This is a genomic window from Polynucleobacter sp. es-GGE-1 (genome assembly GCF_018882005.1).
GTDB lineage: Bacteria > Pseudomonadota > Gammaproteobacteria > Burkholderiales > Burkholderiaceae > Polynucleobacter.
The window spans coordinates 144,565-169,861 of record NZ_JACVPE010000009.1 but is presented as its reverse complement, the minus strand read 5'-3'; the positions used below and the strand labels follow the sequence as shown (position 1 = coordinate 169,861).

The 25,297-nt window shown below is 44.3% G+C and carries 32 protein-coding genes; 17 read left to right on the top strand and 15 right to left on the bottom strand.

Translation table 11 applies throughout. The features are described from left to right. Positions 1-23: 23 nt before the first annotated feature. Both gmd and ICN35_RS08620 read right to left on the bottom strand, forming a co-directional pair. Entirely contained in the window at positions 24-1,160 is a 1,137-nt protein-coding gene (gmd, locus tag ICN35_RS08625; RefSeq protein WP_255535773.1) for a GDP-mannose 4,6-dehydratase, read from the bottom strand. A 42-nt stretch (positions 1,161-1,202) separates the two neighbouring features. Further along, positions 1,203-2,672, bottom strand: a complete 1,470-nt coding sequence (locus tag ICN35_RS08620; protein WP_216126793.1) for a mannose-1-phosphate guanylyltransferase/mannose-6-phosphate isomerase — start codon at positions 2,670-2,672, stop codon at positions 1,203-1,205. A 166-nt stretch (positions 2,673-2,838) separates the two neighbouring features. Here ICN35_RS08620 and ICN35_RS08615 point away from each other — a divergent pair, with 166 nt between their 5' ends. The 3 genes from ICN35_RS08615 to ICN35_RS08605 all read left to right on the top strand — a co-directional run bounded on the left by ICN35_RS08615 (position 2,839) and on the right by ICN35_RS08605 (position 5,052). After that, positions 2,839-2,982, top strand: a complete 144-nt coding sequence (locus ICN35_RS08615) for a hypothetical protein (protein ID WP_216126578.1) — start codon at positions 2,839-2,841, stop codon at positions 2,980-2,982. A 608-nt stretch (positions 2,983-3,590) separates the two neighbouring features. Beyond that, entirely contained in the window at positions 3,591-4,451 is an 861-nt protein-coding gene (locus tag ICN35_RS08610) for a lipopolysaccharide assembly protein LapB (RefSeq protein WP_216126576.1), read from the top strand. Next, positions 4,444-5,052, top strand: coding sequence for a 2OG-Fe(II) oxygenase (locus ICN35_RS08605; protein ID WP_216126573.1), 609 nt, complete (start codon positions 4,444-4,446; stop codon positions 5,050-5,052). Before ICN35_RS08610 ends, ICN35_RS08605 begins: the two co-directional genes overlap by 8 nt. Positions 5,053-5,120: 68 nt before the next feature. Here the strand turns inward: ICN35_RS08605 and ICN35_RS08600 are convergent, their stop codons facing one another. The 6 genes from ICN35_RS08600 to ICN35_RS08575 form a co-directional block, all read right to left on the bottom strand. Then, complete coding sequence (locus ICN35_RS08600) at positions 5,121-5,429, bottom strand: high-potential iron-sulfur protein (protein WP_216126570.1); 309 nt, start codon at positions 5,427-5,429, stop codon at positions 5,121-5,123. A gap of 374 nt (positions 5,430-5,803) precedes the next feature. After that, complete coding sequence (gene folE / locus ICN35_RS08595) at positions 5,804-6,586, bottom strand: GTP cyclohydrolase I (protein WP_216126567.1); 783 nt, start codon at positions 6,584-6,586, stop codon at positions 5,804-5,806. Positions 6,587-6,603: 17 nt separating this feature from the next. Next, entirely contained in the window at positions 6,604-6,975 is a 372-nt protein-coding gene (locus tag ICN35_RS08590; RefSeq protein ID WP_216126565.1) for an MAPEG family protein, read from the bottom strand. Positions 6,976-7,003: 28 nt separating this feature from the next. Continuing rightward, positions 7,004-7,636: a glycerol-3-phosphate 1-O-acyltransferase PlsY gene (gene plsY / locus ICN35_RS08585; RefSeq protein WP_216126563.1), complete on the bottom strand. Its 633-nt coding sequence runs from the start codon at positions 7,634-7,636 to the stop codon at positions 7,004-7,006. 31 nt (positions 7,637-7,667) lie between these two features. After that, positions 7,668-8,591: a site-specific tyrosine recombinase XerD gene (gene xerD / locus ICN35_RS08580; protein WP_216126561.1), complete on the bottom strand. Its 924-nt coding sequence runs from the start codon at positions 8,589-8,591 to the stop codon at positions 7,668-7,670. After that, positions 8,584-9,069 carry a YajQ family cyclic di-GMP-binding protein gene (locus tag ICN35_RS08575; RefSeq protein WP_216126559.1) on the bottom strand — a complete coding sequence of 162 codons (486 nt, stop codon included), beginning with the start codon at positions 9,067-9,069 and terminating at the stop codon, positions 8,584-8,586. The genes xerD and ICN35_RS08575 overlap by 8 nt, the downstream gene beginning before the upstream one ends. Positions 9,070-9,159: 90 nt before the next feature. On the opposite strand from ICN35_RS08575, the gene murB reads away from it, so the two are divergent. After that, the gene (gene murB, locus ICN35_RS08570; RefSeq protein ID WP_216126556.1) at positions 9,160-10,197 is read left to right on the top strand and encodes a UDP-N-acetylmuramate dehydrogenase; all 1,038 of its coding nucleotides are present in this window, start codon (positions 9,160-9,162) and stop codon (positions 10,195-10,197) included. Positions 10,198-10,201: 4 nt separating this feature from the next. Here murB and ICN35_RS08565 read toward each other — a convergent pair whose 3' ends face one another. The 3 genes from ICN35_RS08565 to xseA all read right to left on the bottom strand — a co-directional run bounded on the left by ICN35_RS08565 (position 10,202) and on the right by xseA (position 11,986). Next, on the bottom strand, positions 10,202-10,468 hold the full coding sequence (locus ICN35_RS08565) for a Txe/YoeB family addiction module toxin (RefSeq protein WP_216126554.1): 267 nt from the start codon (positions 10,466-10,468) through the stop codon (positions 10,202-10,204). After that, positions 10,462-10,704, bottom strand: a complete 243-nt coding sequence (locus ICN35_RS08560) for a type II toxin-antitoxin system Phd/YefM family antitoxin (RefSeq protein ID WP_216126551.1) — start codon at positions 10,702-10,704, stop codon at positions 10,462-10,464. The genes ICN35_RS08565 and ICN35_RS08560 overlap by 7 nt, the downstream gene beginning before the upstream one ends. A gap of 67 nt (positions 10,705-10,771) precedes the next feature. Then, complete coding sequence (xseA, locus tag ICN35_RS08555) at positions 10,772-11,986, bottom strand: exodeoxyribonuclease VII large subunit (protein ID WP_216126548.1); 1,215 nt, start codon at positions 11,984-11,986, stop codon at positions 10,772-10,774. Positions 11,987-12,299: 313 nt separating this feature from the next. Here xseA and ICN35_RS08550 point away from each other — a divergent pair, with 313 nt between their 5' ends. The 6 genes from ICN35_RS08550 (at position 12,300) to adk (ending at position 16,277) form a co-directional block, all read left to right on the top strand. Beyond that, positions 12,300-12,932 (top strand): MotA/TolQ/ExbB proton channel family protein, encoded by a 633-nt coding sequence (locus ICN35_RS08550; protein WP_216126543.1) that lies wholly within the window; start codon positions 12,300-12,302, stop codon positions 12,930-12,932. After that, the gene (locus ICN35_RS08545) at positions 12,932-13,393 is read left to right on the top strand and encodes a biopolymer transporter ExbD (RefSeq protein WP_216126541.1); all 462 of its coding nucleotides are present in this window, start codon (positions 12,932-12,934) and stop codon (positions 13,391-13,393) included. Before ICN35_RS08550 ends, ICN35_RS08545 begins: the two co-directional genes overlap by 1 nt. 15 nt (positions 13,394-13,408) lie before the next feature. Further along, the gene (gene lpxK / locus ICN35_RS08540; protein ID WP_216126539.1) at positions 13,409-14,494 is read left to right on the top strand and encodes a tetraacyldisaccharide 4'-kinase; all 1,086 of its coding nucleotides are present in this window, start codon (positions 13,409-13,411) and stop codon (positions 14,492-14,494) included. A gap of 57 nt (positions 14,495-14,551) precedes the next feature. Beyond that, complete coding sequence (locus tag ICN35_RS08535) at positions 14,552-14,731, top strand: Trm112 family protein (protein ID WP_215296294.1); 180 nt, start codon at positions 14,552-14,554, stop codon at positions 14,729-14,731. A 10-nt stretch (positions 14,732-14,741) separates the two neighbouring features. Beyond that, the gene (kdsB, locus tag ICN35_RS08530; RefSeq protein ID WP_216126536.1) at positions 14,742-15,506 is read left to right on the top strand and encodes a 3-deoxy-manno-octulosonate cytidylyltransferase; all 765 of its coding nucleotides are present in this window, start codon (positions 14,742-14,744) and stop codon (positions 15,504-15,506) included. 105 nt (positions 15,507-15,611) lie between these two features. Continuing rightward, positions 15,612-16,277: an adenylate kinase gene (adk, locus tag ICN35_RS08525; RefSeq protein ID WP_216126533.1), complete on the top strand. Its 666-nt coding sequence runs from the start codon at positions 15,612-15,614 to the stop codon at positions 16,275-16,277. A 79-nt stretch (positions 16,278-16,356) separates the two neighbouring features. Here adk and nrdR read toward each other — a convergent pair whose 3' ends face one another. Beyond that, entirely contained in the window at positions 16,357-16,803 is a 447-nt protein-coding gene (gene nrdR, locus ICN35_RS08520; protein WP_215293634.1) for a transcriptional regulator NrdR, read from the bottom strand. A 30-nt stretch (positions 16,804-16,833) separates the two neighbouring features. Next, complete coding sequence (glyA, locus tag ICN35_RS08515) at positions 16,834-18,078, bottom strand: serine hydroxymethyltransferase (protein ID WP_216126518.1); 1,245 nt, start codon at positions 18,076-18,078, stop codon at positions 16,834-16,836. Positions 18,079-18,154: 76 nt separating this feature from the next. On the opposite strand from glyA, the gene tolQ reads away from it, so the two are divergent. The 7 genes from tolQ to queC all read left to right on the top strand — a co-directional run bounded on the left by tolQ (position 18,155) and on the right by queC (position 23,503). Beyond that, complete coding sequence (gene tolQ / locus ICN35_RS08510) at positions 18,155-18,811, top strand: protein TolQ (RefSeq protein WP_216126515.1); 657 nt, start codon at positions 18,155-18,157, stop codon at positions 18,809-18,811. A 6-nt stretch (positions 18,812-18,817) separates the two neighbouring features. Then, entirely contained in the window at positions 18,818-19,237 is a 420-nt protein-coding gene (gene tolR, locus ICN35_RS08505; RefSeq protein WP_215319615.1) for a protein TolR, read from the top strand. 26 nt (positions 19,238-19,263) lie between these two features. Beyond that, on the top strand, positions 19,264-20,067 hold the full coding sequence (gene tolA / locus ICN35_RS08500) for a cell envelope integrity protein TolA (protein ID WP_216126512.1): 804 nt from the start codon (positions 19,264-19,266) through the stop codon (positions 20,065-20,067). A 3-nt stretch (positions 20,068-20,070) separates the two neighbouring features. Then, positions 20,071-21,384 (top strand): Tol-Pal system beta propeller repeat protein TolB, encoded by a 1,314-nt coding sequence (tolB, locus tag ICN35_RS08495; protein WP_370625676.1) that lies wholly within the window; start codon positions 20,071-20,073, stop codon positions 21,382-21,384. Between the two features lie 125 nt (positions 21,385-21,509). Then, complete coding sequence (pal, locus tag ICN35_RS08490) at positions 21,510-22,010, top strand: peptidoglycan-associated lipoprotein Pal (protein WP_216126510.1); 501 nt, start codon at positions 21,510-21,512, stop codon at positions 22,008-22,010. After that, the gene (gene ybgF / locus ICN35_RS08485; protein ID WP_216126508.1) at positions 22,011-22,742 is read left to right on the top strand and encodes a tol-pal system protein YbgF; all 732 of its coding nucleotides are present in this window, start codon (positions 22,011-22,013) and stop codon (positions 22,740-22,742) included. A 17-nt stretch (positions 22,743-22,759) separates the two neighbouring features. Then, positions 22,760-23,503 (top strand): 7-cyano-7-deazaguanine synthase QueC, encoded by a 744-nt coding sequence (gene queC, locus ICN35_RS08480; RefSeq protein ID WP_216126506.1) that lies wholly within the window; start codon positions 22,760-22,762, stop codon positions 23,501-23,503. 23 nt (positions 23,504-23,526) lie between these two features. Here the strand turns inward: queC and ICN35_RS08475 are convergent, their stop codons facing one another. Both ICN35_RS08475 and ribD read right to left on the bottom strand, forming a co-directional pair. Then, on the bottom strand, positions 23,527-24,144 hold the full coding sequence (locus ICN35_RS08475; RefSeq protein ID WP_216126504.1) for a riboflavin synthase: 618 nt from the start codon (positions 24,142-24,144) through the stop codon (positions 23,527-23,529). A 35-nt stretch (positions 24,145-24,179) separates the two neighbouring features. After that, positions 24,180-25,295 (bottom strand): bifunctional diaminohydroxyphosphoribosylaminopyrimidine deaminase/5-amino-6-(5-phosphoribosylamino)uracil reductase RibD, encoded by a 1,116-nt coding sequence (gene ribD / locus ICN35_RS08470; protein ID WP_216126790.1) that lies wholly within the window; start codon positions 25,293-25,295, stop codon positions 24,180-24,182. Positions 25,296-25,297 lie beyond the last annotated feature (2 nt).

Here is a 25,297-nt window from a genome sequence, read left to right as displayed (position 1 = left end):
TTAGCCTTTTGACGGGATCTCTACTAACGCTCTTTACTAGCGCTCACATCGTAACCATGCTGTTTTAATAAGGCATGCTGTTTTGCTTGATCTAAATCACTAGCAACCATTTCGCAAATCATTTGATCTAAAGTAATTTCTGGTACCCAGCCTAATTTTTGCTTAGCTTTTGCTGGATCACCTAACAAAGTTTCCACCTCGGTTGGCCGGTAGTAACGCGGATCAACTTTAACAATGACATCGCCTACCTTAAGCGCTGGCGCCTTATCACCAGAAATAGCAGCAATGGTAGCCACCTCTTTTTCTGTTTGACCCTCAAAGCGCAAGGTAATACCCAACTCTTTTGCACTACGAATAATAAATTCACGGACTGAATACTGCACACCCGTAGCAATCACAAAATCCTCGGGAGTGTCTTGCTGCAACATCATCCATTGCATCCGCACATAGTCTTTGGCATGACCCCAATCGCGCAGTGCGTCCATATTGCCCATGTATAAACACTCCTGCAAACCTTGCGCAATATTGGCTAGACCTCTAGTAATTTTGCGTGTTACAAAGGTCTCACCACGCCGCTTAGATTCATGGTTAAACAAAATGCCGTTACACGCGTAAACGCCATAGGCTTCACGATAGTTCACCGTAATCCAGTAAGCATAGAGTTTTGCTACTGCATAAGGACTGCGAGGATAAAACGGGGTCGTTTCTTTTTGTGGAATTTCTTGTACCAAGCCATAGAGCTCAGAAGTAGAGGCTTGATAAAAACGCGTCTTTTTTTCCAAACCTAAAATTCGAATGGCTTCCAACATGCGCAGTGCGCCCAAACCATCGACATCGGCAGTATATTCAGGAGCCTCAAAAGAGACAGCCACATGGCTTTGCGCACCCAGGTTATAGATTTCATCGGGCTGGACCTGTTGAATGATGCGCGTTAAGTTGCTTGAATCCGAGAGATCGCCATAGTGCAGCACAAAATTACCATGATTAATGTGCACATCTTCATACAGATGATCGACTCTACCAGTATTAAAAGACGAAGCTCGGCGTTTAATACCGTGAACGATGTAGCCCTTGTCTAGTAAGAACTCGGCCAGGTAAGATCCATCTTGACCCGTAATGCCGGTTATTAGTGCTACTTTTGCTGGTTTCATTTGACCCATTTCGGTTTTCGTAATTTTTATCTTTGATATTTTGATCAGCTACTACTGGCGCCCATAACTATCTTCAAAGCGCACAATGTCATCCTCGCCCAAGTAGCTGCCAGATTGCACCTCAATTAATTCCAAAGGCACTCGCCCAGGGTTTTCCAAGCGATGTGTTTGTCCTTGTGGAATGTAAGTACTTTGATTCTCAGTAAGAGTGAGCTCCTGATCACCATTAGTAATTTTGGCAACCCCTTTGACCACAATCCAATGCTCGGCGCGATGATGGTGCATTTGTAAAGACAAACTCGCACCAGGTTTGACATGAATACGCTTGACCTTAAAGCGCGAATCCTCATCAATGCTGTCATACCAACCCCAAGGTCTGGAAACCTTACGATGCAGGTTTTTTTCTTCTCGCTTCTGAGCATCTAATTGCGCTACGATTTTTTTCACATCTTGGCTTTTTGATTTATCAGCCACCAAGACCGCATCAGCAGTTTCAATGATGACCATGTTTTGTAAACCTACAGCACCAACTAATCGCGTGCTGGCATGGACCAGGGTATTGCTGGTGTCGCTAAAGAGAACATCCCCAGAACAAACGTTGCCGTGCTCATCCTTATCGCCAACCTGCCAAACTGCATCCCACGCACCCAAATCATTCCAACCAGCATTGAGGGTAACCATCTTGATTGGGAACGCCGAGCTAGGGCATTTTTCAATGACTGCGTAGTCAATCGACTCGCTCGGAATTTGGGTAAATTCTTTTTCCCCAGGTCGAACGAATGTGGCCTTATCGGCCTTGTCGATATTTTTTACTTGCCAAGCCTTTTGGGTTGCTTTAGCAATATCTGGGCGAAATTGCTCAAGGGCAGCAAGCCAAGTACTAGCGCGCAATACAAAAATACCGCTATTCCAAAGATAGCGTCCATCTTTTAGATAGGACTGGGCTGTTTTCAGATCCGGTTTTTCGACAAATTGCTCAACAACATATTCCCCGTGCTCGCCAATATCATTAGCGCGGTGAATATAGCCATACCCCGTTTCAGGACCAAGCGGATCAATCCCTAAAATGGCGATGGTTTTGCAAGATGTATCCTCATTGACTAACTCTAAGCAAGAAGCCACTACTTTTGCAAAGGCACTGGTATCTGTTACCGTCTGATCTGCTGGCGTTACTACCAAGATTGGATCCTCATCACTCTCTAAAGCCTGCAATGCGGCCAACGTAATCGCAGGAGCAGTGTTTCTTCCTAAAGGCTCTAGTAATAAACGTGCCCCAGAGTGACCTAAGTCGCGCAATTGATCGAGCGCCAAAAATCGGTGCTCTTCATTTGTCACAACGATCGCCCGTCCAAGATTCCAGTTGCCCAAAGCGGGTATCTCGGTCATGCGACTAACGGCTTGCTGAAATAAACTGATCTTTCCAGAGAGCACCAAAAATTGCTTTGGAAAGCCAGATCGAGACAAAGGCCATAGGCGTGTGCCTGAACCACCGCATAGAATGACTGGAATAACCTTGGTCATATAGACTGACACCTGATTCTTGTAAAAGTGAGACTACGATTTTATCCCCTTCCCGCCCCCACTCGGTCTAAGTAGTAAATTCAATAAAATCTGAGTAGGTAAATGAGCAATTCGATTACTCAAAAAAATATTTTATTCATATAAATCATAGTGTTATGAGAAAATCATGTCTGAAAATATTCCTAAAATTCAGGTTCGTAACTCGGTAAAAGAATGCAACCAATCACTACGCAAAGAAAATGCCAGCAAATACCAAAATTACAGCATTAAGGACTGCATGGCCTCGATTGCAGCCAGCAAAGTGCATTAACTCTTCAGGATTAATTGATTTAGTTGATTAAAATTCTTAAAAATATAGCCCCCTTTATCCGCTCTATCGTTTGAAAAAATTGACAGCAGCCGTCAAATTAGATCTTTTGTTTTTACCTCTCAATTTCACCTGTACTGGTGCTCACCCCTTAACTAGTTATACATAAGCACTGCTAATGCCAACAAAATGGAGTCGATCATCACTGGAAATAATGTATAGCAAAATAGGTGATGTGCCCTATCGCAGCAAGAAATGCGACTGCTGCGGCAAAAAAGGGGCGCAAATATCACAGTAACAACATCCCCAAAACTGACAGAGAGGCTACTAAGGGCATGGCGAACAAAGACCCATCAATCAGATTGGCAACCGCAATATCGATGCCAGCCGATAAAATGATGTTGATCACCGCCTATGAAAATGAAATAGCGCTTATATAAACTCTGCAATGTATTTTCTATATTATTTAAATGCGTCAACAGAGGAAAACTGATTTTGCCACTCATCACTTTCTTTAGTGCAATGTTATTAATAAATCTTCAGATGCGCTAATCATAATCGGCATAAACGAGCGCATGAGCTATTGATTGAAGGGGCTAAAATAAGCAAACATGAGCGATACACTCAAACAAGCATTTGCACATGCTAATTACCTTCTTAAGCAAGGTAATTATGCGCAAGCACAGAAAATTCTAGAAAACATCCTAGATCAGCATCCAGAGCAATATGAAGCACTATTAAATTTAGGTATTGCCTATGCTCATAATGATAAGTTGGATTTAGCCATCCCCTTATTTCACAAAGTCATTCAGACTCATCCTCAAAATCTGGGAGCGCTCTATAACTTAGGTCTTGCCTACTCGCTACAACAAGATCACGAACAGGCTTATATTGCCTACCAAACAGCGCTGACGTTTTACCCAAAAGATCTGGACTTGCTCAGTAATTTATCCGCCACGCTAGTTGATCTTGAGCGCTATGAAGAAGCGCTTAACATTTGCCAGCAAATACTTCAGGCAGACCCCGATCGAAAGATAGCCTGGGTAAATCAAGCCCTTGCCCTAGATAAATTGCAACGTCATGAGCAGGCATTGAAAGCTTATGAAGGTGCTTTGCGGATTGATCCTTTCGATATGCGTTGCCTTCGAAATAGTGGTATCGCTTTATATGAAATGCAACAAGCTCATAACGCTTTAGGACCCTTTCAGACAGTTGCTAAAGCGCTTCCAACGGATGCAGTCAATTGGTGCTATCTAGGACTCAGTTACCATCAGCTTGGAGAAACTCAAAAAGCTATTGCTGCGCTAGAAACTAGCATCAGGCTTGACCCCCAAAATAAAGAAGTGCATCAACATTTAGGACGTTGTTTACTCAAAATTGGTCAACATCAAGAGGGATTACAAAAAATTCGGTACAGCACTGGATCAATCCTGTTGAATTTAAAAGAGCAAAGGATCTGGATCAATGAATGACAAACTCATTCGGCAGCATATTCAGAGCGCTCATGCGCTACCCCATTTCATTGGACTGTGGCAAATGCCACAAGCAGCGATCTGCGACAACATCATTCAATTTTTTGAAATGCATCCCGAGATGCAAACAAGTGGTATGGCAGGCTTTAAAGTAGATGACGAAATCAAAAAGTCTCAGGATATATCGATATATCCAAAGGATTTAAACCAGCCTAATTTTCAAATCATTAAAACATATATTGAATTTTTATTTGCATGCTATCAAGATTATGCTGCGCAGTGGGACTTTCTTCAGATCTTTCCAAAATTAGAGATAGGAACTTTTAACATTCAACGCTATGAAGCAGGCGGCCACTTTAAACGGGTACATTCCGAAAGATTAAATCTTGAATCTGCTCATCGCGTATTTGCCTGGATGACTTATTTAAACGATGTCCATGATGGCGGTGGCACCCACTTTACTCACTATGACTTAAGCATTCAGCCCCAAAAAGGCAAAACCATTATTTGGCCGGCTGAATGGACCCACGCTCACTATGGCGATGTAGTAAAAGCAAACTATAAGTATGTGATTACGGGCTGGATGCACTTCCCAGCATAGAGCTTAGTGACAAAAAAACCCAGAGCTAAGCTCTGGGTCAAATCAAAAACAATTGATCTTTTGTTAAGTTACGCTTTTTTCGCGTAAGCAGAACACCAACCCTTAGCGGCAACTTGCTTACCAGCAAACAAGGAACAACCGCCAGCAACTGCATCAGCTTTGCCTTGAAATAAAGCACAGTTACTGCACTGTTGACCAGCGGCATATTTTGCAAACTTTGCTTTATCCACTTTACTAGCATCAGCCTTATAACCCAATGCAGCTGCTTGCGGATCGGTTTCTGCGACCATGGCTTGTGCTTGTACTTTGCCATTCAGTGCCAATGTACAGGCACCAGCAGCAGACAAAATCATAAATTGACGACGACTATTTTTCATGGGTTCTCCAAAGAGCGAAACGATTAGCGATAAGAATTGATAAAACTTAAGTGATCATAGTGGAGATAAATTAAGCTCGCTAGATAAGACGTAAGTTATTGATTTATATCACTATATAGATGAGAATTATTCTCAAAAAATATCTTGGCAACTATTTATTTCCAGCCTTTTAAATTCATACAACCTTGCCATTGACGAACATGGAGACCGGAACTGATCTCCGGGTAGTCTTCCTGACACTCCCTCAAATCCTTGCGAAAAGTGTCACGGTTATTTTTTATAGGATCTTGGTTTTGGTTTGGAATAACGCTACATGCAATCAAACACAATGAGGCAGCTAAAGGAAAAAGGGGGCGATACACCTTAATCCTTAATCACTTACGATCAATCAATGCTAAAAACTCACGGCGTAAATTAGAATCTTTTAAAAATGCGCCGCGCATGACGCTATTGATCATCTTGGAATCGCGATCTTTTACTCCTCGCCATTGCATGCAAAAGTGGTCAGCATCCATCACAACCGCAACGCCAACAGGTTTCATTTTCCTCTCCAGCATATCTGCCAACTCAACTACCGCCTCTTCCTGAATTTGAGGTCTACACATCACCCATTCAGTCAATCGAGAATATTTAGATAGACCAATCAAGGCAGAGTCCTTGCTAGGTAAGACACCAATCCAAATGCGACCCATAATAGGGCATAAGTGATGTGAGCAAGCACTACGCACAGTAATTGGGCCGATGATCATGAGCTCATTCAAACGACTGACATTAGGAAACTTCGTCAATGTAGGTTGATCAACATAGCGACCATTAAATACTTCTTGCACATACATTTTCGCAACACGTCGACTAGTATTTCTGGTGTTGTGATCATTTTCTGTATCAATTACCAAGCTTTCTAAAACAGCTTGTATTTTCTCAGATACCTCTTCAACCAAACCCTCTAACTCACCAGGTTTAATGAAAGCGGCAATATTGTCATTGGCATGAAAGCGAACCTTTTGCGCTTCAATACGGCGGCGTATTACAACAGAGAGAGGCAGACCGGCATCCTCTTGATGATTTGCAGATTTTTTAGCGGAGGATTTACTAGCTATTGCATTCTTCACAGAAGTCTTCAGCGCTGTTTGAGTAGATGTTTTTTTAGCTGTCATAGTGATGATTTTTCTATTTAGATCTGGCAAAAGATGGCAATAACGCAAATAAGACCAAGCAACCAAACTATTGATCTAGTGGTGGACCAATTAGCGATATAACAAATGAGGTAAGTAATGCGAGCAATGACAAAAGCAACTGCAAAAAAATCAACTATCGCCTGGGGACCATGTTCTATATGAGCAATGATGACTGCAGCAAAAAAGAACGGTAGAGACTCAAAGAGATTTGCTTGGGCAGCATTCGCTCTAGCCCTAAAACCAGTTTGGTTGGCTAACCATTGCCTGGGCATACTGTTGTCGTAATGCTCAAAGCCTTTCTTGGCAATGCCCGCAGCAATATAAGGAAGCAAGCCCATAAAGAGAACACAGGCGTAAGCGATTGTCATGGTAGCGTTTCTTTTCTGTTGAGCAGTTTTAGCTTTTAGTCTTTTTAGAGCCAATACGACTTTCAGTGCCATTGAGTAAATTCTGAATATTGCTACGATGACGCCAAATCAATAATGAACAAACAATCAAGAGTGCAATCCCCATGGGCTGAAAACCAAACAGAAAGACAAAGTAGATGGGACCAAATACTGCAGCAGCTAGAGCAGCCAAAGATGAATAACGCAAGAACACCGCCACAATCATCCAAGTACCTAGGGTGGCAATGCCAAGAATAGCATTCACACCAAACAAAATACCGCATGCAGTAGCAACGCCCTTGCCCCCTTTAAAACCATGAAAGATGGGGAACAAGTGGCCCAAAAATACTGCCAGAACTACACCACATAAAACCCAAGAACCAAGTGAGGTAGTCAGAGGCTGATCCCCTAATAAGACTCGCGCAAGCATGACTGCAAAATAACCCTTGAGCGCATCACCCAAAAAAGTGAGCGCTGCAGCCAATTTATTGCCTGTACGCAGTACATTCGTTGCCCCAGGATTACCTGAGCCATAGGAGTAAGGATCGGGTAAGCTCATGCACTTACTCACCACTACTGCAAATGAAATCGAGCCAATCAGATAGGCAAGCGGAACCAGAAAAATATCTAGAGTGAAGGTCATAACGTCATCTTAAACACTTTTAGCATTCCATTCAGGCGCCACGTGGGTGATGCTGTTGATGGATCGATTTAAGCCGCTCTCTGGCGACATGAGTGTAGATCTGCGTGGTAGAAATGTCTGCATGGCCCAGAAGTAATTGCACCACTCTTAAATCAGCGCCGTGATTTAGCAAATGGGTTGCAAAAGCATGTCGAAGAGTATGGGGAGATAGAGCTACGGGAATATTGGCTACTGTGGCATAACGTTTAATGAGTGCCCAGAAAGCCTGTCTTGTCAGGCCTGAACCCGTATGCCGTCCAACAAATACTGCATCCGTTGTTTTGCCTTCTAGTAGCAGCGTGCGGGCCTCAGCAAGATATCGCCTCAACCATTGCCCTGCTTCACCGCCAAATGGCACTAAGCGCTCTTTGCCGCCCTTACCATTAACGACTCGCACCACACCTTCATTTAAACCTAGGGCTACCGTTCTCAGAGAAACAATCTCTGAAACACGTAGGCCACTGGCATACATCAACTCAAGCATCGTGCGATCACGCAAACCTAAGGGAGTTTCAACATCTGGAGCACCAAGTAGAGCAGTTATCTGATCTTCACTCAACGTCTTTGGAAAGCGTATGGCTTGCTTAGCTGCGCGTAATCCAATGCAAGGATCACTCTTGACTAAATTAATGCGCAAGGCGTGTCGATAAAAACGCTTGAATACGGTAAGACGTCGATTAGCAGTGCTTGCCTTATCTGCACGACGATGCGCTATATAAGCGGTGAGATCTTTTTCTTTGGCTGAATAAAGATCGGCACCAGATTCTTTGTAAAGCCACTGAGCCAGCAAGAGTAAATCCCTGCGGTAGGCAGACAGACTGTTCTTTGCTAATCCATCCTCTAGCCAGCAAGCATCGCAAAAGCGTTCAATCGCCTCTTCGCTTGCTGATGCTATCGCAGGCAGTGCATTAGTCACGGAAATTATTAAAGCCCAGTGGCGCTTCAGTCACTTCTTTTTTCAGCAAGGTCATGGTTGCTTGCAAGTCATCTCGCTTAGCGCCAGTCACACGAACGGCATCTCCCTGAATACTGGCTTGCACTTTGAGCTTGCTGTCTTTAATAATGCGTACGACTTTTTTAGCAAGCTCTGAAGTGATGCCCTTTTGAATCTTCATAGTTTGCTTACGCTTATCGCTGCCGATAGTCTCTTTTTTATCATCCTTAAGATAACGCACATCAACGTTGCGCTTAGCCATCTTGCCAAAGAGTACATCACGAACTTGACCCAATTTAAAGTCATCATCGCCAAACAAGATCAAAGCTTCATCTTTTTGCTCAACACGACTATCGGACCCTTTAAAATCAAAACGATTACTAATCTCTTTATTAGATTGCTCAATCGCATTTTTAAGCTCAACCATATCTGGCTCACAAACTACGTCAAATGAGGGCATTTTTATTCCTTAGTTAATCTTTTGGGTTATCTCAAAAAGCTATATTGCAATTATCTGCGCACTTGGCAGACATTCGAATAAGATTGTGGCATGAACTCCGACCAGAATGCGTCCGCCAGTCCAAAATTGACCCTAAACCTCAGTCTTCAGGATCGAAATACCTTTGGTTTTGATACAAGCGCTGAGTTAGCATACGACATTACCGCCGCAGATCAAATTCCTGCAGTGATTGAGCAAATAGCAGAGAAAAAATTGCCTTGGCGCGTATTAGGTGGCGGCAGCAATGTTATTTTGCCGAAAGTGTTACCTGGTGCAACCTTGCTGATGAATATCGTCGGTCAGGAAATTATTGCTTCCAATGCCGATTCAACGCTGATAGCGGTTGGCGGCGGGGTGAATTGGCATGACTTTGTTGCCTGGACCTTAGACAAGGATTTACCCGGGCTAGAAAACTTAGCCCTCATTCCCGGCACGGTTGGTGCAGCGCCCATTCAGAACATTGGCGCTTATGGCGTCGAGATTGGCGAGTACATTGACTCTGTAAAAGTCTTTGATGTCAAAACCAAAGCCTTTATCACTCTTACGAAAGACGATTGTCATTTTGCTTATCGCGATAGCTACTTCAAACAAAATCCGCAACGCTTTATTGTGACAAAGGTCGTTTTTAATATCCCTAAGCAATGGCAGGGGCGCATTCATTATGTCGATTTGGCAAAGCAATTTTTTGGGCAATCTTCACCAAGCCCAGAAGAAATTTTTTTAGCTGTTTGTAAGATCCGCACTCTCAAGCTTCCGGACCCAAAAGTCATCGGCAACGCTGGTAGCTTCTTTCAGAACCCAGTTGTTTCTAGCGAGCAATACGAGACTTTACTTCAGAAACATTCAGGCTTAGCTTCCTATCCTGATGCTAACGGTAAACGAAAGTTAGCTGCTGGCTGGCTCATTGATCAATGCGGCTTTAAAGGTCGGCGTATGAGCAATGTGGGCGTGTATGAAAAGCAAGCCTTAGTACTGGTAAATCATGGCAATGGTACAGCGCAAGATATTTTGAGGCTTGCAAAATGCATTCAAGATAAAGTTCAAAAAGAGTTTGGTGTGAGCCTAGAAATTGAACCAAATATTCTCTGAAGTACTATTCATAATGCGTCCACATCCTCAGGATGCGAACAGTTTTTTCTTTGCGGAAAATCTCGTAAACCAAGCGATGTTGAATATTAATTCTCCGTGAATATGCACCTTTTAAATCGCCAACTAGCTTTTCAAATGGCGGCGGATTTCGAAGAGGGTGAACCTGAAGAATATCGAGTAAAGCTTGAGTTTTTTCTCTCAACCCTGCGGCAGATATTTTTTTTGCATCCTTTAGAGCGTAATTGGAATAAGCTAAATTCCAAACTACCACTTCAATACCTTCTTGCTTTTAGCTAAGGGCTCGGCAATCGCATCTTTAATGGATTCACGCATGCCCGGTATTGCCATGAGGTACAAAGTCTCCTGAATAGCGCTCCAATCTTCCTCCGAAATTAAGACTGCATTGGCACGTTTTCCAGAAATGATCACTGGCTTGTGAGACTCAGCCGCCTGATCAATTAAGCGATATAAACTTGCTCTGGCTTCGCTAGCAGTTAATGTGGTCATACTTAAACTCCTTTAAGACAATGGTACGTAAAAACGTACGTTTTGTCAATATCCTATCCATATGAAACTAAGGGCTTATTTTGACATCAGCTAGACGAACCTCTGCTTTACCTTCTGCCATGCGAATTTGAAATACTTTTTCAACGGTTAATTCATTTGGTTTTCGAACTGCATGCAATTGATTTTCTTTTTTATCCAGTATCACTGCATAACCACGCTCTAAAGTTCTTTGGGGGTTGAGCATTTCTAGTTGAGATTGATAGTGTATTTGATTACGCTTCCAGCTTTCCATACGTACAGCCCAAGCTTGATTAAGGCGCTGGTGCCAGCTTGTTATTTGCTCTCGCATGCGATCTGGATTTGGTAAGGCGTGACTTAATCTCAACGCTAATTGGTCTAAGGTTTGTGCCTCACGCTCTACCCGTTGATTGATGCGCTGTAACAAGGCCTGCATGATGGCATCAAGCTCTTGCAGCATTTGATCTCTGCGTGGAGCCACCAGCTCAGCAGCTCCAGTCGGGGTTGGTGCACGCAGATCAGCTACAAAGTCTGCGATCGTGAAATCCGTTTCATGCCCAACACCACTCACTACTGGAATGGAGGAGCCCGCTATTGCATACGCTAACTGTTCATCATTAAACGCCCAGAGGTCTTCAATGCTGCCTCCGCCACGCACTAATAAGATTACATCGACTGCTTGTTCTTTTTCAGCAGCCTTGAATGCAGTAATCATTCCTGCAGGCGCATCAGCGCCCTGCACCAAGGTTGGGTAAATCACGATCGGAATATGTGGCGCGCGTCTTGCCAAGGTGCTTAGAACATCCTTTAATGCGGCTGCTTGTGGCGAAGTAATGATGCCAATGGCTCTTGGGTGTGTTGGGATCTCTCGTTTGCGGTCTTCGTCAAATAAACCTTCTTTGGCGAGCTTGGCTTTGAGCTTTAAAAATGCTTCATACAAGCCACCCATGCCAGCGCGCCGTAAAGTTTGGATCGTCAGTTGAATATCGCCTCTAGGAACATAGATCCCTAAACTGGCGCTGACTTCAACCAAATCTCCCGATTGCGGCATAAAGCCAACTTGGCCATTGCGGCCACGGAACATCACACAGCGAATTTGCCCTTCTTCATCCTTTAATGAGAAATACCAGTGCCCACTGTCATAGGCCTTAAAGTTCGAAATCTCCCCGCTAACCCAAACAGTATCGAAACGATCTTCCAAAGATTGTGCAATGGCGCGGTTTAGATCGCCGACAGACAGAATTTCCCTTGATATTTCCGACATTTTTTCTCTTCGCTCCCTAAGCTATCTAGCCTAGACGGTAATAAATATCCACAGAAGCCCACTGGCTCTTGTTTAATGTGCATAAGTAAGTAATTACTGACCCAAAACGTCTCATAAATACTACACTTAAATGATAAGCATATGATTTATATGCTGAATTTATCCCGACATCTCATAGTACTTTTAGGAGAATGACACCCAGCCGACGATCAATCAAGGACTTAGAGCAGCCTTACAAAAAAGTTTTGCACAGAGTTATCCACAGGCAAGCTTTCTGAAAGAGGCTTATTAATTCAGCTAAAGTACTGGTCATATGTACTCCATTTTACTATCCGCTGGCTGGCCTATTTGGCCTCTTTTGATCATTTCTATTATTGGCCTAGCCATTCTCATTGAGCGCAGCTGGTATCTGCGCCAGGTTCATATTTTCCCAAAAGGGTGCTTAGAAACTGCTTTTACCCTTGCCAATCAGGTAGTTAGCCAAAAAATACTGGCGAGCGAGCAAATCGCTCAGTTAGCCCAGTTATCCCCAGCAAGTCCATTGCTTGCCTGCGTCTTGCGCGAGAAATCTGCCGGTAATAGCACTCAATCAGCCTTAGAAGAACTGCAAGCGGTTGCACAGGCCACTTGGTTAAAGTTTGACCGCTATCTAGGAGCATTGGCAACAATCGCCACCATAGCCCCTTTATTAGGCTTATTTGGCACCGTAGTCGGCATGATCGAAATCTTTGGCAGTCAAGGTGCTATCAATGGTGCTGGCAGCCCCCAACAGCTTGCACATGGAATCTCTGTGGCGCTCCATAACACGGCATTTGGTTTATTGATCGCAATACCCGCACTGGCAGCCTGGCGAACATTGCGTGCAATCGCCAATCAACGTCAACGTGAATGCGAAGAGTTCACACGCCAATTATTTAAAAAACTGTATCCAACAGAATCTGCGTAATGAGTTGGTTAGACACCTATTCAAAATCAGGAAAGCAATTTTCCCTAGGAACGATATCAGTTTCTACTGAGCCAGAAATTAATCTAATCCCGTTTATTGATGTCTTATTGGTTGTATTGATCTTTCTCATGATCTCTACCACCTTCACACGTTATCAAGAATTAGCGATTACTTTGCCAACTGCAAGTGGCAATGAAACTCAAGCAGAGAGTAAACAAGTGCATATTGCAGTCAGTCGTGATGGCCGCTTTGCAATCAATGGCAAATTGACAGATCCATCTCAATTAAGCAATGTCTTGATACAGTTAAGCACTGAAGCAAATAAGCAAGCCAACAATAATCTTCAGATTAATATCGATGCAGACGCTAAAGCACCTCATCAATCTGTCATGACAGCGCTAGAGGCGGCGCGTGATGCCGATCTAAGTAACATCGTTTTCAGCAGTCAGACAAAAAAGTAAGTAGAAAAAATAGCTATGGCGTTATCTATTTTTCGTAATGCCCCCAAGTTTTGGGAGAGGCGTGGTCCAACAAGTCTTATGCTGTGGCCACTCTCTTGGCTATATAGCGTGATCTTACGCATTCGTAAGTTAATTCATGACTTAGATATTGGCAGGGCTGAACCTGCTCCAGTACCCATCATCATTGTTGGCAATATTCGGATTGGGGGCACTGGCAAAACCCCCATCGTGATTGCATTAGCGCAGCAACTATCTCAACTCGGCTGGAAGCCTGGAATCATTAGTCGAGGTTATGGCTCATCTGTACAGACAATGCCACTGCAAGTGAAGAGTGACTCTGATCCTGCTGTAGTTGGTGATGAACCAGTCTTGATTGCAAACCGTACTGGCGACCAATTTCCGATCTGGGTTTTTCCCAAGCGCCAGCAAAGCATCAAAGCAATGCTAAAGCACTCCCCTGATGTAAATATCATTATTAGTGATGATGGTTTACAGCATCGCGGCTTGATTCGTTGGCCTGCACGTGAAGGTGGTCGCGATATAGAGCTCGTAGTACGTGATGATCGAGGTGAAGGCAATCGCTTTCTACTTCCCGCTGGTCCACTACGTGAACCAGCTACCCGTGAGCGTGATGCCACTTTATTTACTGGCACCCCCAAGAATCAAAAAAGTGGCATCTTAGATGAATACTTTTTGGGTCGTCGATGTTTCAATTTAGCCAGTCGCCTGGGCACAGCCTATCAACTCATTAATGTCTCGAACACCCAGTCGCTTGAGCAAATTACTGAACAATTCCTATCAAAGAATATTACGGCACTTGCAGGCCTTGGTAACCCACAACGATTTTTTGATGACTTAGTAAAGCATGGCATCACCGGGAAATGTATTCCACTGCCAGACCACACCACCTTCAGCCCAGACTTTTTCAGTGCCATCAAAACAGAATGCATTCTGATTACAGAGAAGGATGCGGTTAAATGTGCGGCTATCCAGGATGAGCGTATTTGGGTTGTACCAATGTCACTCCATCTACCTGATAATCTTATGGACTGGTTGCAATCCATTTTGCAAAGACCAGATCCTCGTCGATATACTTTATAAGCCCAGTAAGTGCATTAAGCGCTACACTCTTTTTTCATACCCCTCATTTAAATTATTATGGATAAACGCTTACTCAATATCTTGGTTTGCCCTTTGTGCAAAAGCCAACTGCATTTGGATATCGATAAACATGAGCTGATATGCAAAGCGGATCGCCTAGCCTATCCGATTCGTGATGATGTACCAGTAATGTTGATTGAAGAAGCACGCAGCTTAAACGCTGACGAAGCTATCTAAGCAATTCAGAATGACTATTGTGTCAAAAGCCCCAGATTTTTTGGTTGTCATACCAGCGAGATTGGGCTCTACTCGCTTACCGCGTAAACCACTTGCCGATATTGGTGGAAAACCTATGGTGGTGCGAGTTGCGGAGCAGGCCAAAAAATCTTTAGCGCATAGCGTAGTAGTAGCGACTGATTCAACTGAGATTCAAGCGGCATGTAATGAGCATCGCATCGAATGCTTATTAACCAGACTGGATCACCTAACCGGGACTGATCGTCTTGCAGAAGTGGTGCAATTACTCAAACTTCCTAGTGATGCATTGGTAGTCAATGTTCAAGGTGATGAACCCCTCATACCACCAGAGCTCATTAATCAAGTTGCGCAAACTTTGGCTGATCATGCGGAATGTGCGATCTCCACTGTTGCCGTTCCAATTCATGATGTTGCTGAAATTCAAAATCCAAATGTCGTTAAAGTGGTTCTCAATCGCACTGGGGAAGCACTCTACTTTTCAAGAGCAGCCATTCCTTTTGTTAGGGATATGCCCCAAAAACAAAAAATTGAGTATTTGCGTCATTTGGGTATTTATGCCTATCGTGCTGATTTTTTACAGGCCTATACGCGCCTTGAACCAGCGCCCCCAGAGCAAGCAGAGGGATTAGAGCAGCTTCGCGCCCTCTGGAATGGCTATCGAATTGCGGTTCATACTACCACTCAGGCCCCGCCAGCAGGCGTGGATACCCCCGAAGATCTAGAACGAGTAAGAGTCCTCCTAACTAAGGCATGAGAGTTCGCAAGTAGATTGCTACTTCTCGGGGATAATCCTAAGCATTAGATACAAAAGATCCCGACAAAATACGGGACAATTACAGATCATCTAAGGGGAAAGACAATGCGCTTAATTCTGCTCGGTGCACCTGGTGCCGGAAAAGGCACCCAAGCTCAGTTTATTTGTGAAAAATTTGCCATTCCACAAATCTCTACTGGCGATATGTTGCGCGCAGCTGTAAAAGCTGGAACTGAGCTTGGCGTTGCTGCTAAGAAAATTATGGATGCCGGCGGCTTAGTTTCTGACGACATCATCATTGGCTTGGTAAAAGATCGCTTGACCCAGCCAGATTGCAGTAAAGGCTATTTATTTGATGGCTTCCCAAGAACTATTCCTCAAGCGCAAGCCATGAAAGATGCTGGCGTACCGATCGATTATGTTTTAGAAATCGATGTTCCATTTAATGCCATCATTGATCGTATGAGCGGTCGTCGTGTCCATCCTGCCTCTGGTCGCACGTATCATATCAAATTCAACCCGCCAAAAGTTGCAGGTAAGGATGATGCGACTGGTGATGCACTGATACAGCGCGATGACGATAAAGAAGAAACGGTTCGCAAACGCTTGCAGGTTTATGACGACCAAACACGTCCATTAGTTAATTATTACTCCTCATGGGCTGCGCAAGCTAGCTCAACAGACCAAGTCAAAGCACCGGCTTATAGAAAAGTAAGTGGTACTGGCAATGTAGACGATATTACTGCTTCAATCTTTGCAGCATTGAAGTAAGTGATTCTGCTTAATAAAAAGGACTGCAGTGCAGCCCTTTTTATTTGCAATACAAGAAGTCTAGAAGACTTATAGGTCATTACTTTAACTCTTTAAGGGCGCTTTCAAAAGATTCAATATCGGCAAAGCTTCTATAGACAGAAGCAAAGCGTATGTAAGCAACTTTATCAAGACGCTTCAGCTCACGCATTACAAGCTCACCGACGCGCTCGCTAGGGATTTCTTTTTCACCCAGACTCAATAGCTTTTCTTCAATACGCGCAATCGATTCATCAACTGAATCTGAAGATACTGGGCGCTTACGTAAGGCCAGCTTAATTGAGCTTACTAGCTTGTCATGACTGTACTCAACTCGGCTACCATTCTTTTTCACAATGGCGGGTAAGGCTAGCTCTACCCGTTCGTAAGTTGTAAAGCGCTTATCGCATTTGGCACAACGGCGGCGGCGGCGAATCGTATCGCCCTCATCCGATACCCGGGTATCTAAAACTTGAGTATCGTCGTTATGACAAAAGGGGCAGCGCAATGTGAACTCTTTTCTTTAGTGTTAGCTTGCTTAACCGTAAACTGGAAAGCGCTTCGTTAACTCAGAAACTTGTGCGCGAACCTTGGCGATATTTTCTGGGTCGGTTGGGTTATCTAAAACATCTGCAATGAAATTACCTACCTGTCTGGCTTCAGCTTCTTTAAAGCCACGTGTTGTCATCGCTGGCGAACCTAAACGGATGCCACTGGTCACCATGGGTTTTTCTGGATCATTCGGAATGCCATTCTTATTGCAGGTGATATGGGCTTCACCCAAAACACGCTCCGCTTCCTTACCAGTCATTTTCTTCGCACGTAAATCAACCAACATCACATGAGAATCCGTACCACCAGAAACAATGCGAAGCCCACGAGAGATTAATGTTTCAGCCAATGCTCTGGCATTGGCTATCACTTGCTTTTGATAATCTATAAAGCTTGGCTCTTGTGCCTCTTTGAATGCAACCGCCTTAGCAGCGATCACGTGCATCAAAGGGCCTCCTTGAAGGCCTGGGAAGACAGCAGAGTTAATGGCTTTCTCGTGCTCAGCCTTCATTAAGATGATGCCGCCACGCGGGCCACGTAAACTCTTGTGCGTAGTGGAAGTCACGATGTCAGCATGGGGTACTGGGTTTGGATAAACACCAGCAGCAATCAGACCAGAGTAATGCGCCATGTCCACCATAAAAATTGCGCCGACCTCTTTTGCTAATTTACCAATGCGTTCCCAATCGATTACAAGTGAGTAGGCAGATGCGCCAGCAATAATCAATTTAGGTTTGTGCTCGCGTGCCAAACGCTCCATTTGCTCATAGTCAATTACTTCGTTTTTATCGAGACCATAAGAAATAGGGTTGAACCACTTGCCGCTCATATTCAATGCCATACCATGAGTTAAGTGACCACCCTCGGCCAAACTCATCCCCATAAAGGTATCGCCCGGCTTTAAGAAAGCCAAAAAAACCGCTTGATTAGCAGATGCACCGCAATGGGGTTGAACGTTAGCAGCTTCAGCACCATACAGAACTTTGACACGATCAATTGCTAACTGCTCAGCAACGTCGACAAATTCACAACCACCGTAATAACGCTTGCCTGGATATCCCTCAGCATATTTATTCGTCAATTGGGAGCCTTGGGCTGCCATCACTGCGGGTGAGGCGTAGTTCTCAGAGGCAATGAGCTCGATATGGTCTTCTTGACGCTTATTTTCGTTCTGGATGGCTTCCCACAACTGGGGGTCGGTTTTGGCTAAAGTGTTCTGGCGGTCAAACATGGTAATAATCCTGAAGAAGTTGGATTGTTGAGTGAATTAACTTAGTAAAATCAACCTACATCATACAAAATCCATCATGACCACCACACAAGACCTCTCATTCCTTTCCCTCGTCCTCAATGCCAGCCTATTAGTACAGTTGGTAATGTTGTTATTACTGGGGATGTCTATTGCCTCTTGGACCATTATTTTCAAGAAAACGGCTGTTTTGCGTTGCGTAAGACGAGACACCGAACGCTTTGAACGTGATTTTTGGTCTGGCGGTGATCTCAAAACCCTTTTAGAGGCATCACAGCGCAATACTCGCAGTGACGCAGTCCTGGAACATATCTTCGAGGCTGGGATGCAAGAGTTCATGAAAGTGCGTGAAATCGATGCCGCCCGTCGTGCAATGAAGGCTACTTACCAACGCGAAATGGATACCTTAGAGGCCAACTTACCATTCTTGGCGTCCGTAGGATCTGTATCACCCTATATCGGTCTTTTTGGAACGGTCTGGGGAATCATGCATGCATTCCGTGGTTTAGCGAATGTACAGAACGCGACCTTAGCTGCAGTAGCTCCTGGCATTGCTGAAGCGCTCGTCGCAACTGCTATTGGTTTATTCGCAGCAATTCCTGCGGTAGTTGCATACAACCGCGCAGCGACAGATGTAGATCGCCTTGCAATTCGCTTTGAAACTTTCATCGAAGAGTTCACGAATATCTTGCAACGACAAACTGCAGGTCGCTAATCAGCTATGGCCGGATCTTCTTTGCGCAAATCAAAACGTCGGGCAATGTCCGATATTAATGTCGTTCCTTACATTGATGTGATGCTGGTCTTGCTGGTGATCTTTATGGTCACCGCACCCATGGTAAATCCAGGTGTAGTCAACCTACCAACCGTGGGTGGCGCTAAAGTGCAATCATTACCACCTGTCTTTCTGACGATTGATGCCAGCGAAAATGTCATCGTTCGCAAAGATGGTGAGCCTGTTCAGACACTGAACCCATTTGAGCTTGGTGCATTTGCAAGAGCGCAAGCTGAGAAATCTGCTGAGCAACCAGTAGTACTGGCTGCAGATAAGTCCATCAAATATGAAACTGTGATGAATGTCATGTCTAAACTCAAAGAAAATGGCGTCAAGCGTGTTGGTCTAGCAGTCAAGAGTCAGTAAGACGCAGATCTAACTTCTATTTCTTTATGAATAGCGCATCTACTTTTCAATCACCTCATTCTTCATTTAAGCGGGGACGCTTTACTAAAGAGGAAAGCACTAAGCGTGCATTTACGTTTTCTTTAATTGCACATCTAGGCTTGCTTGCTTTTTTAGTCATCGGCATTAGTTGGAACAACTCTACCCCTTCTGGGGTTGAAGTCGAGTTATGGGACTCCGCACCTCAAGTAGCAACTAAGTCTGAGCCTGAACTCAAAACAGTCATGAAAGAAGAGGCTGCTGATATTGCAGTCAAGAAAAAGGAAGTAGAAAAAGAGGCGGCTAAAAAAGAGGCGGCTAAAGAAACAACAAAAGTGGTAAAGCCTTCTCCACCGAAGAAAGAAGAGCCCCCCAAAAAGACAGAGGCCCCTAAAGCACTATCCCCTACTGAGACTAAAGCAAATGCTGCTGCAGAAAAAGTTCGCGCTGATCAATTAGCAAGGCTACGAGCTGCCGCTGGCGCTGAAGGGGGTAGTGGTGGCAAAGTCGGAAGCGGTGTTGGTGGTGGCGGAAATGCGCCCCCTGGCTGGAAAGATAGAATCAATAAGAAAGTTAGACCGCTCATCGTTTTTAACCAAGAATTTATCAGTGGCAACCCAGCGGCTGTTATTAAGGTCAACCTTGCTCCAGATGGGGCAATTATGAGTACGAGTGTTTTAACTTCTAGCGGTAATAATGATTGGGATCGTGCAGTGCTCTTGGCACTCTCTCGCGCAGAAAGTCTGCCCAAGGATGACAATGGCAAAATTCCACAACGCGAAATCTCGCTGACATTCAAACTCAAGGACTAAAGCATGTTGCAGCCAATAAAAATAGTTATTTTTAAATTACATATCTTGATTGTTGTAATGACTGCCTTAACTCTTGGTGTTGTAAGTCCAGTATTTGCTCAAATGATGAATATTGAAATCACTGGCGTTGGACAATCGCTTTACCCTATTGCCGTGATGCGCTTTAAAGATGAAAACAAATTACCTACTAGCGTTACTGAAATTATTCGCCAAGACTTGGCACGTAGTGGTTACTTTAAAAATACCGAGAACGGCAATGCTGCAGAAAGTGCTGACGATGCACCAAACTATAAGTCTTGGGCAGCGCGTGGTGCAGATGCCCTCGTAGTTGGTTCAGTCACACAGACTGGTAACGAACAATTTGAGATTCGCTATAGGCTATTTGATATTCGCAAGTCGCAAAGTCTTGGTGGCTTGAATCTAAACTCTAGCGCAGATAATCTACGCGCAGTAGCACACAAAATTGCAGATGACATTATTTTCAAACTCTTAGGCGAACGTGGCGTCTTCTCTACTCGCCTGTCTTATGTCATCAAAGATGGCAAGCGCTATCGCTTAGTCATCTCTGATGCAGATGGTCAAAATATTCGTAATGCCATGAATAGTAGCGAACCGATTATTTCTCCATCATGGTCACCCGATGGCAAGAAAGTCGCCTATGTTTCTTTTGAAGATCGCAAGCCAGTGATTTATGTTCATGAGCTTGCTACTGGTCGACGCATTTCACTTTCAAATCAAAAAGGAAATAACAGCGCCCCAGCTTGGTCGCCTGACGGCAGAAGATTGGCGATCTCACTTTCTAAAGATGGCAACACCCAAATCTATGGCATCAATGCCGACGGCACCGGACTGCATCGCTTAACTCGTGGCAGCACGATTGATACTGAGCCACAGTACTCAACGGATGGTCGTTATATTTATTTCACCAGTGATCGGGGTGGCAATCCCCAGATCTATCGAATGAGTGCAGACGGTGAACAAGTTGAAGGCGCCAAACGCGTTACCTTCAAGCAAGGCCTTGTGACTTCACCCAGAATATCTCCTGACGGAAAATATTTAGCTTACATCGCCAATATTGGTGGAGCCTATCGACTCTATATTCTGAACCTGGCGACAGGGGATGCCCAAGCATTAACCGATGGTACGAGCGATGAATCTCCATCATTTGCAGCCAACGGTCGCTATGTCCTTTACTCAACCAAGGTCAATGGCAAACGTGTCCTTGCAGCCGTTTCAGTAGACGGCAATTCTAAGCAAGTTTTAAGCATCCCGGGGTCTGATGTACGTCAGCCTTCCTGGGGTCCTTTCATGGACTAAAACACATTTTTTCAGGGTGAAATAGGCACTTTTGATGGTCTTGGGAGCATAATATTAACTATAGGCTATATGCCAACTGAATTACGTATCAAATTCATTACCAAGTTTGTAGGAAAAGGAAAATCATGAAAGTTTCTATCGCACGCCGTGCAGCCACACTTGCCCTGATTGGTGCAACTGCATTTTTGATGGTAGCTTGCTCGAGCGTGAAATTAGATGATATTGATAGTGCCAACGGTAGCGGCAGTGGTAACTTTGGCTCCCAACCTTGGAATGATCCTAAGAGTCCACTTTTTGATAAAAGCGTTTACTTTGGTTTTGACGAGTTCACCGTTCAGACCAAATATCAGAAGATGTTGTCTGCACACGCTGGATACTTAAAGGCCAATCCAAATCAAAAGATCATTATTCAAGGCAATACAGATGATCGTGGTACAGCTGAGTACAACCTAGCATTAGGTCAACGCCGCTCTGATGCTGTTCGTAAATCACTCAATTTAATGGGCGTATCTGATAATCAAATGGAAGCCGTTAGTTTTGGCAAAGAGAAGCCAAAAGCTGAAGGCGATTCAGAAGCAGCCTGGGCAGAAAACCGTCGTGCTGACATTATTTACATTACGAACTAAATGATTCACTCTTCACATACTTTTAAACAAACGCTCTCACGAGCGTTTTGTTTAAGTGCTGCACTAGTTTGCTTAAGTACCTCGAATAGCGCTTGGGCCCTATTCTCAGATGATGAGGCTCGCAAAGCGATTCTGGATCTACGTAAATCCTTAGCTACCACGCAACTTGAACTTCAAAGTCAAATTGATAAGCTCAAGGCTGAGAATGCAGAACTACGTGGCAAAGTGGAAGTGCTTGAAAAGCAAGGTGATGACATCTCATCTAGCCAAAAAACTTACTACCAAGATTTAGATACCCGCTTAGGTAATTTTGAGCCACGTACAGTCACAATTGAAGGTCTGAGTGGCACAGTGCAACCTGGTGAGAAAAAAGCGTATGACGATGCTCTAAAAGCATTCCAGGCAGGCAATCTTAAAAAAGCAGATGAAGGATTTTCTGCATTTAGCGCTAAATATCCGCAAAGCCCTTTCCTTCCTCTTGTGCTGTACTGGAGTGGCAATAGTAAGTACGCAAATAAAAACTACGCGGGTGCTATTAGCCAACTTCAAAGTCTGATTAAGCGATATCCCAACCATCCGCGTGTTCCCGCTGCAATGGTGACATTGGGCAACTCTCAATTAGAGAGTGGCAACAAAGCAGCGGCCAAGAAAACCTTTAGCGAAATCATTGCAAAGTATCCCGATACCGATGCAGCCAAGGATGCGCAGCAACTGCTCGTCGCTACCAAATAATCGAATGCCCAAGCTTCATGTCTAAGTTGTCTGTGGCATTTGAGAGTCTCGCGCCACGCAAGTCTGGTGCCCCTGCAGTGATCTTATTTTCTGGTGGCCTAGACTCCACTACAGTGCTCGCATTAGCCAAGGACTTAGGATACTCACCCTATGCTCTATCAGTAGGATATGGTCAGCGTCACTCTTCTGAACTAGCTGCAGCAAAACATATTGCTAAGCAAATTGGCGTCACTCGTCATGAAGTAGTAAATCTAGATTTAACCCGTTTTGGTGGTTCAGCCCTAACCGACTCATCCATTGCTATACCAACGACTCCAGGCAAAGATTTAGAAATCCCAGTTACCTATGTGCCAGCACGCAATACGATTTTGCTATCTCTCGCTTTAGGCTGGGCAGAATCACTTGGTGGTTTGGATGTCTTCTATGGTGCAAATTCAGTCGACTACTCAGGTTACCCCGATTGCCGCCCTGAATACGTTGCCTCTTTCGAAATGATGGCCAACCTAGCGACTAAGGCTGGTGTAGAGGCAATCAATAATGAAAATCGCTTTCGAGTTCATGCGCCCATCATCAAACTCACTAAAGCAGAAATTATTCAACTAGGAAGCACTCTTGGCGTAGATTACTCACAAACCGTATCCTGTTATCAAGCTAATGATTTGGGTGAAGCCTGTGGTGAATGTGAGTCTTGTCGTCTAAGACAGGAGGGCTTTAAGCAGGCTAATGTTGTCGACCCAACGCGCTATCGCAAAACTAAATAAAAACAAAATAGGCTTGTTTAAGCCTATTGAGATTGACTCTCAAGCATACGCGCAACATAACGCGCAATCAGATCAATCTCCAAATTCACTGCATCGCCTTGCTTTAAGTTTCCAAGAGTTGTACTTTGTAAGGTATGTGGAATCAAGTTCATATCAACAACACAAGCATTGGCACTATCTTCCGTTTTATTTACAGTAAGTGAGACGCCATTGACAACAATAGAGCCCTTATAAGCTAAGAACGGGGCTAATTCTTTTGGTGCCTCAATTTGCAATAACCAAGACCCATATGCATCTTGAGCGACTTGCGCAAAGTATGCGACTTTGCCAACTCCATCAACGTGACCACTGACCAAGTGACCGCCAAGACGATCATTGAGTCGGAGTGCCTTTTCCAAATTAACTGGGCCTACTTTATGTAAGCCAACCGTTTTATTTAGGGACTCTCGAGAGATATCCAAAGCAAAGGTATTACCTTCTAAATGGGTTGCTGTCATGCAAGCACCCTGAATAGCAATACTATCGCCTAGAGTTACATCATCCAAATATCCCGATGGAACTTCAACGATTAGATGAAGACCATCGCCCTTAGATTGAGCACTTTTGATTTGACCAACGGCAGTAATGATTCCTGTAAACATATGGGTGATTTTAGTTCTTCTGATTGAAATCTTGATTAAGACTTGATTAACCTGAGCCTGAGATCAGAGCCAATTAAACTCTGATCCATGATGTGCCAATCTTGCCGTGATTTCAATGAGGATAAAGCAGGGATATTTGCCATACCAATACCTTCACCCATCAAGAATGGAGCGTAATAAAGCAAGAGCTCATCTACACAGTTTTCTCTGAGCATGGAGCCATTGAGCTTAAAACCTGACTCCACATGGATTTCATTCATCTCACGCTCTTGCGCAAGAAAAGCAAATAGCTTTGGTAAATCTACTTTTCCATGAGCATTAGCCATAGCGATGACTTCAATACCTTTTATCGCAAATACTTTTACCTTCTCTTGTGCCTCTGGCGTATCAAGATTTGCGCAAACAATGATGACACCAGACTGATCTGCCTTATTCAGAATCTTGGCTTGAGGGGGTGTTTCCAATTTAGAGTCAACAATAACCCGCCATGGCTGACGTTGAGTTTCAACATCTCGCACATTCAGAGCGGGATCATCTTCTTTAACCGTACCAACGCCTGTAACAATGGCGCAAGCTTGCGCACGCCAGTGGTGACCATCAGCCCTCGCGAGCGGCCCAGTAATCCATTGACTCTCACCACTCGGCAAGGCCGTTTTTCCATCTAGACTTGCGGCAATCTTTAAACGTACCCATGGCAGACCACGAGTCATCCTGGATATGAATCCACGATTTAAGGCTTTGGCTTCCGATTCCATCAATCCAAATTGCACCTCAATACCAGCCGCTGTCAGCCTTTTCAAACCATTTCCTGCAACTAGGGGGTTTGGATCAGTCATTGCAGCAATCACTTTGGCTGGCTTTGCGGCAATCAAAGTATCAACACATGGTGGTGTGCGTCCAGTGTGGCTACATGGCTCTAAAGTGACATAGACCGTGGAACCTATAGGATCCTTCCCATTTGCTCTGGCATCCGAGATTGCTTGAACCTCTGCATGCGGACCACCAACGCGTTGAGTAAATCCGCGACCAATGACTTGCCCATCCTTAACAATGACACAACCCACCCGCGGATTAGGGTTAGCCAAATAAAGTGCTTTTTGAGCCTCGGCTAAAGCCTCGCCCATCCATTGGTAATCAACAGCGGTATACATGG

Coding starts and splice junctions, on each gene's coding strand:
- lpxK (WP_216126539.1), top strand. CDS start 13,409: ATGGCGTTATCTATTTTTCGTAATGCCCCCAAGTTTTGGGAGAGGCGT.
- ybgF (WP_216126508.1), top strand. CDS start 22,011: ATGATTCACTCTTCACATACTTTTAAACAAACGCTCTCACGAGCGTTT.
- gmd (WP_255535773.1), bottom strand. CDS start 1,160: ATGGGTCAAATGAAACCAGCAAAAGTAGCACTAATAACCGGCATTACG.
- ICN35_RS08560 (WP_216126551.1), bottom strand. CDS start 10,704: ATGACCACATTAACTGCTAGCGAAGCCAGAGCAAGTTTATATCGCTTA.
- ribD (WP_216126790.1), bottom strand. CDS start 25,295: ATGTATACCGCTGTTGATTACCAATGGATGGGCGAGGCTTTAGCCGAG.
- kdsB (WP_216126536.1), top strand. CDS start 14,742: ATGACTATTGTGTCAAAAGCCCCAGATTTTTTGGTTGTCATACCAGCG.
- ICN35_RS08475 (WP_216126504.1), bottom strand. CDS start 24,144: ATGTTTACAGGAATCATTACTGCCGTTGGTCAAATCAAAAGTGCTCAA.
- pal (WP_216126510.1), top strand. CDS start 21,510: ATGAAAGTTTCTATCGCACGCCGTGCAGCCACACTTGCCCTGATTGGT.
- ICN35_RS08615 (WP_216126578.1), top strand. CDS start 2,839: ATGTCTGAAAATATTCCTAAAATTCAGGTTCGTAACTCGGTAAAAGAA.
- queC (WP_216126506.1), top strand. CDS start 22,760: ATGTCTAAGTTGTCTGTGGCATTTGAGAGTCTCGCGCCACGCAAGTCT.
- tolB (WP_370625676.1), top strand. CDS start 20,071: ATGTTGCAGCCAATAAAAATAGTTATTTTTAAATTACATATCTTGATT.
- adk (WP_216126533.1), top strand. CDS start 15,612: ATGCGCTTAATTCTGCTCGGTGCACCTGGTGCCGGAAAAGGCACCCAA.
- glyA (WP_216126518.1), bottom strand. CDS start 18,078: ATGTTTGACCGCCAGAACACTTTAGCCAAAACCGACCCCCAGTTGTGG.
- ICN35_RS08590 (WP_216126565.1), bottom strand. CDS start 6,975: ATGACAATCGCTTACGCCTGTGTTCTCTTTATGGGCTTGCTTCCTTAT.
- ICN35_RS08545 (WP_216126541.1), top strand. CDS start 12,932: ATGAGTTGGTTAGACACCTATTCAAAATCAGGAAAGCAATTTTCCCTA.
- murB (WP_216126556.1), top strand. CDS start 9,160: ATGAACTCCGACCAGAATGCGTCCGCCAGTCCAAAATTGACCCTAAAC.
- xseA (WP_216126548.1), bottom strand. CDS start 11,986: ATGTCGGAAATATCAAGGGAAATTCTGTCTGTCGGCGATCTAAACCGC.
- ICN35_RS08550 (WP_216126543.1), top strand. CDS start 12,300: ATGTACTCCATTTTACTATCCGCTGGCTGGCCTATTTGGCCTCTTTTG.
- tolQ (WP_216126515.1), top strand. CDS start 18,155: ATGACCACCACACAAGACCTCTCATTCCTTTCCCTCGTCCTCAATGCC.
- folE (WP_216126567.1), bottom strand. CDS start 6,586: ATGACAGCTAAAAAAACATCTACTCAAACAGCGCTGAAGACTTCTGTG.
- plsY (WP_216126563.1), bottom strand. CDS start 7,636: ATGACCTTCACTCTAGATATTTTTCTGGTTCCGCTTGCCTATCTGATT.
- ICN35_RS08610 (WP_216126576.1), top strand. CDS start 3,591: ATGAGCGATACACTCAAACAAGCATTTGCACATGCTAATTACCTTCTT.
- ICN35_RS08600 (WP_216126570.1), bottom strand. CDS start 5,429: ATGAAAAATAGTCGTCGTCAATTTATGATTTTGTCTGCTGCTGGTGCC.
- tolA (WP_216126512.1), top strand. CDS start 19,264: ATGAATAGCGCATCTACTTTTCAATCACCTCATTCTTCATTTAAGCGG.
- ICN35_RS08575 (WP_216126559.1), bottom strand. CDS start 9,069: ATGCCCTCATTTGACGTAGTTTGTGAGCCAGATATGGTTGAGCTTAAA.
- tolR (WP_215319615.1), top strand. CDS start 18,818: ATGGCCGGATCTTCTTTGCGCAAATCAAAACGTCGGGCAATGTCCGAT.
- ICN35_RS08620 (WP_216126793.1), bottom strand. CDS start 2,672: ATGACCAAGGTTATTCCAGTCATTCTATGCGGTGGTTCAGGCACACGC.
- ICN35_RS08535 (WP_215296294.1), top strand. CDS start 14,552: ATGGATAAACGCTTACTCAATATCTTGGTTTGCCCTTTGTGCAAAAGC.
- ICN35_RS08605 (WP_216126573.1), top strand. CDS start 4,444: ATGAATGACAAACTCATTCGGCAGCATATTCAGAGCGCTCATGCGCTA.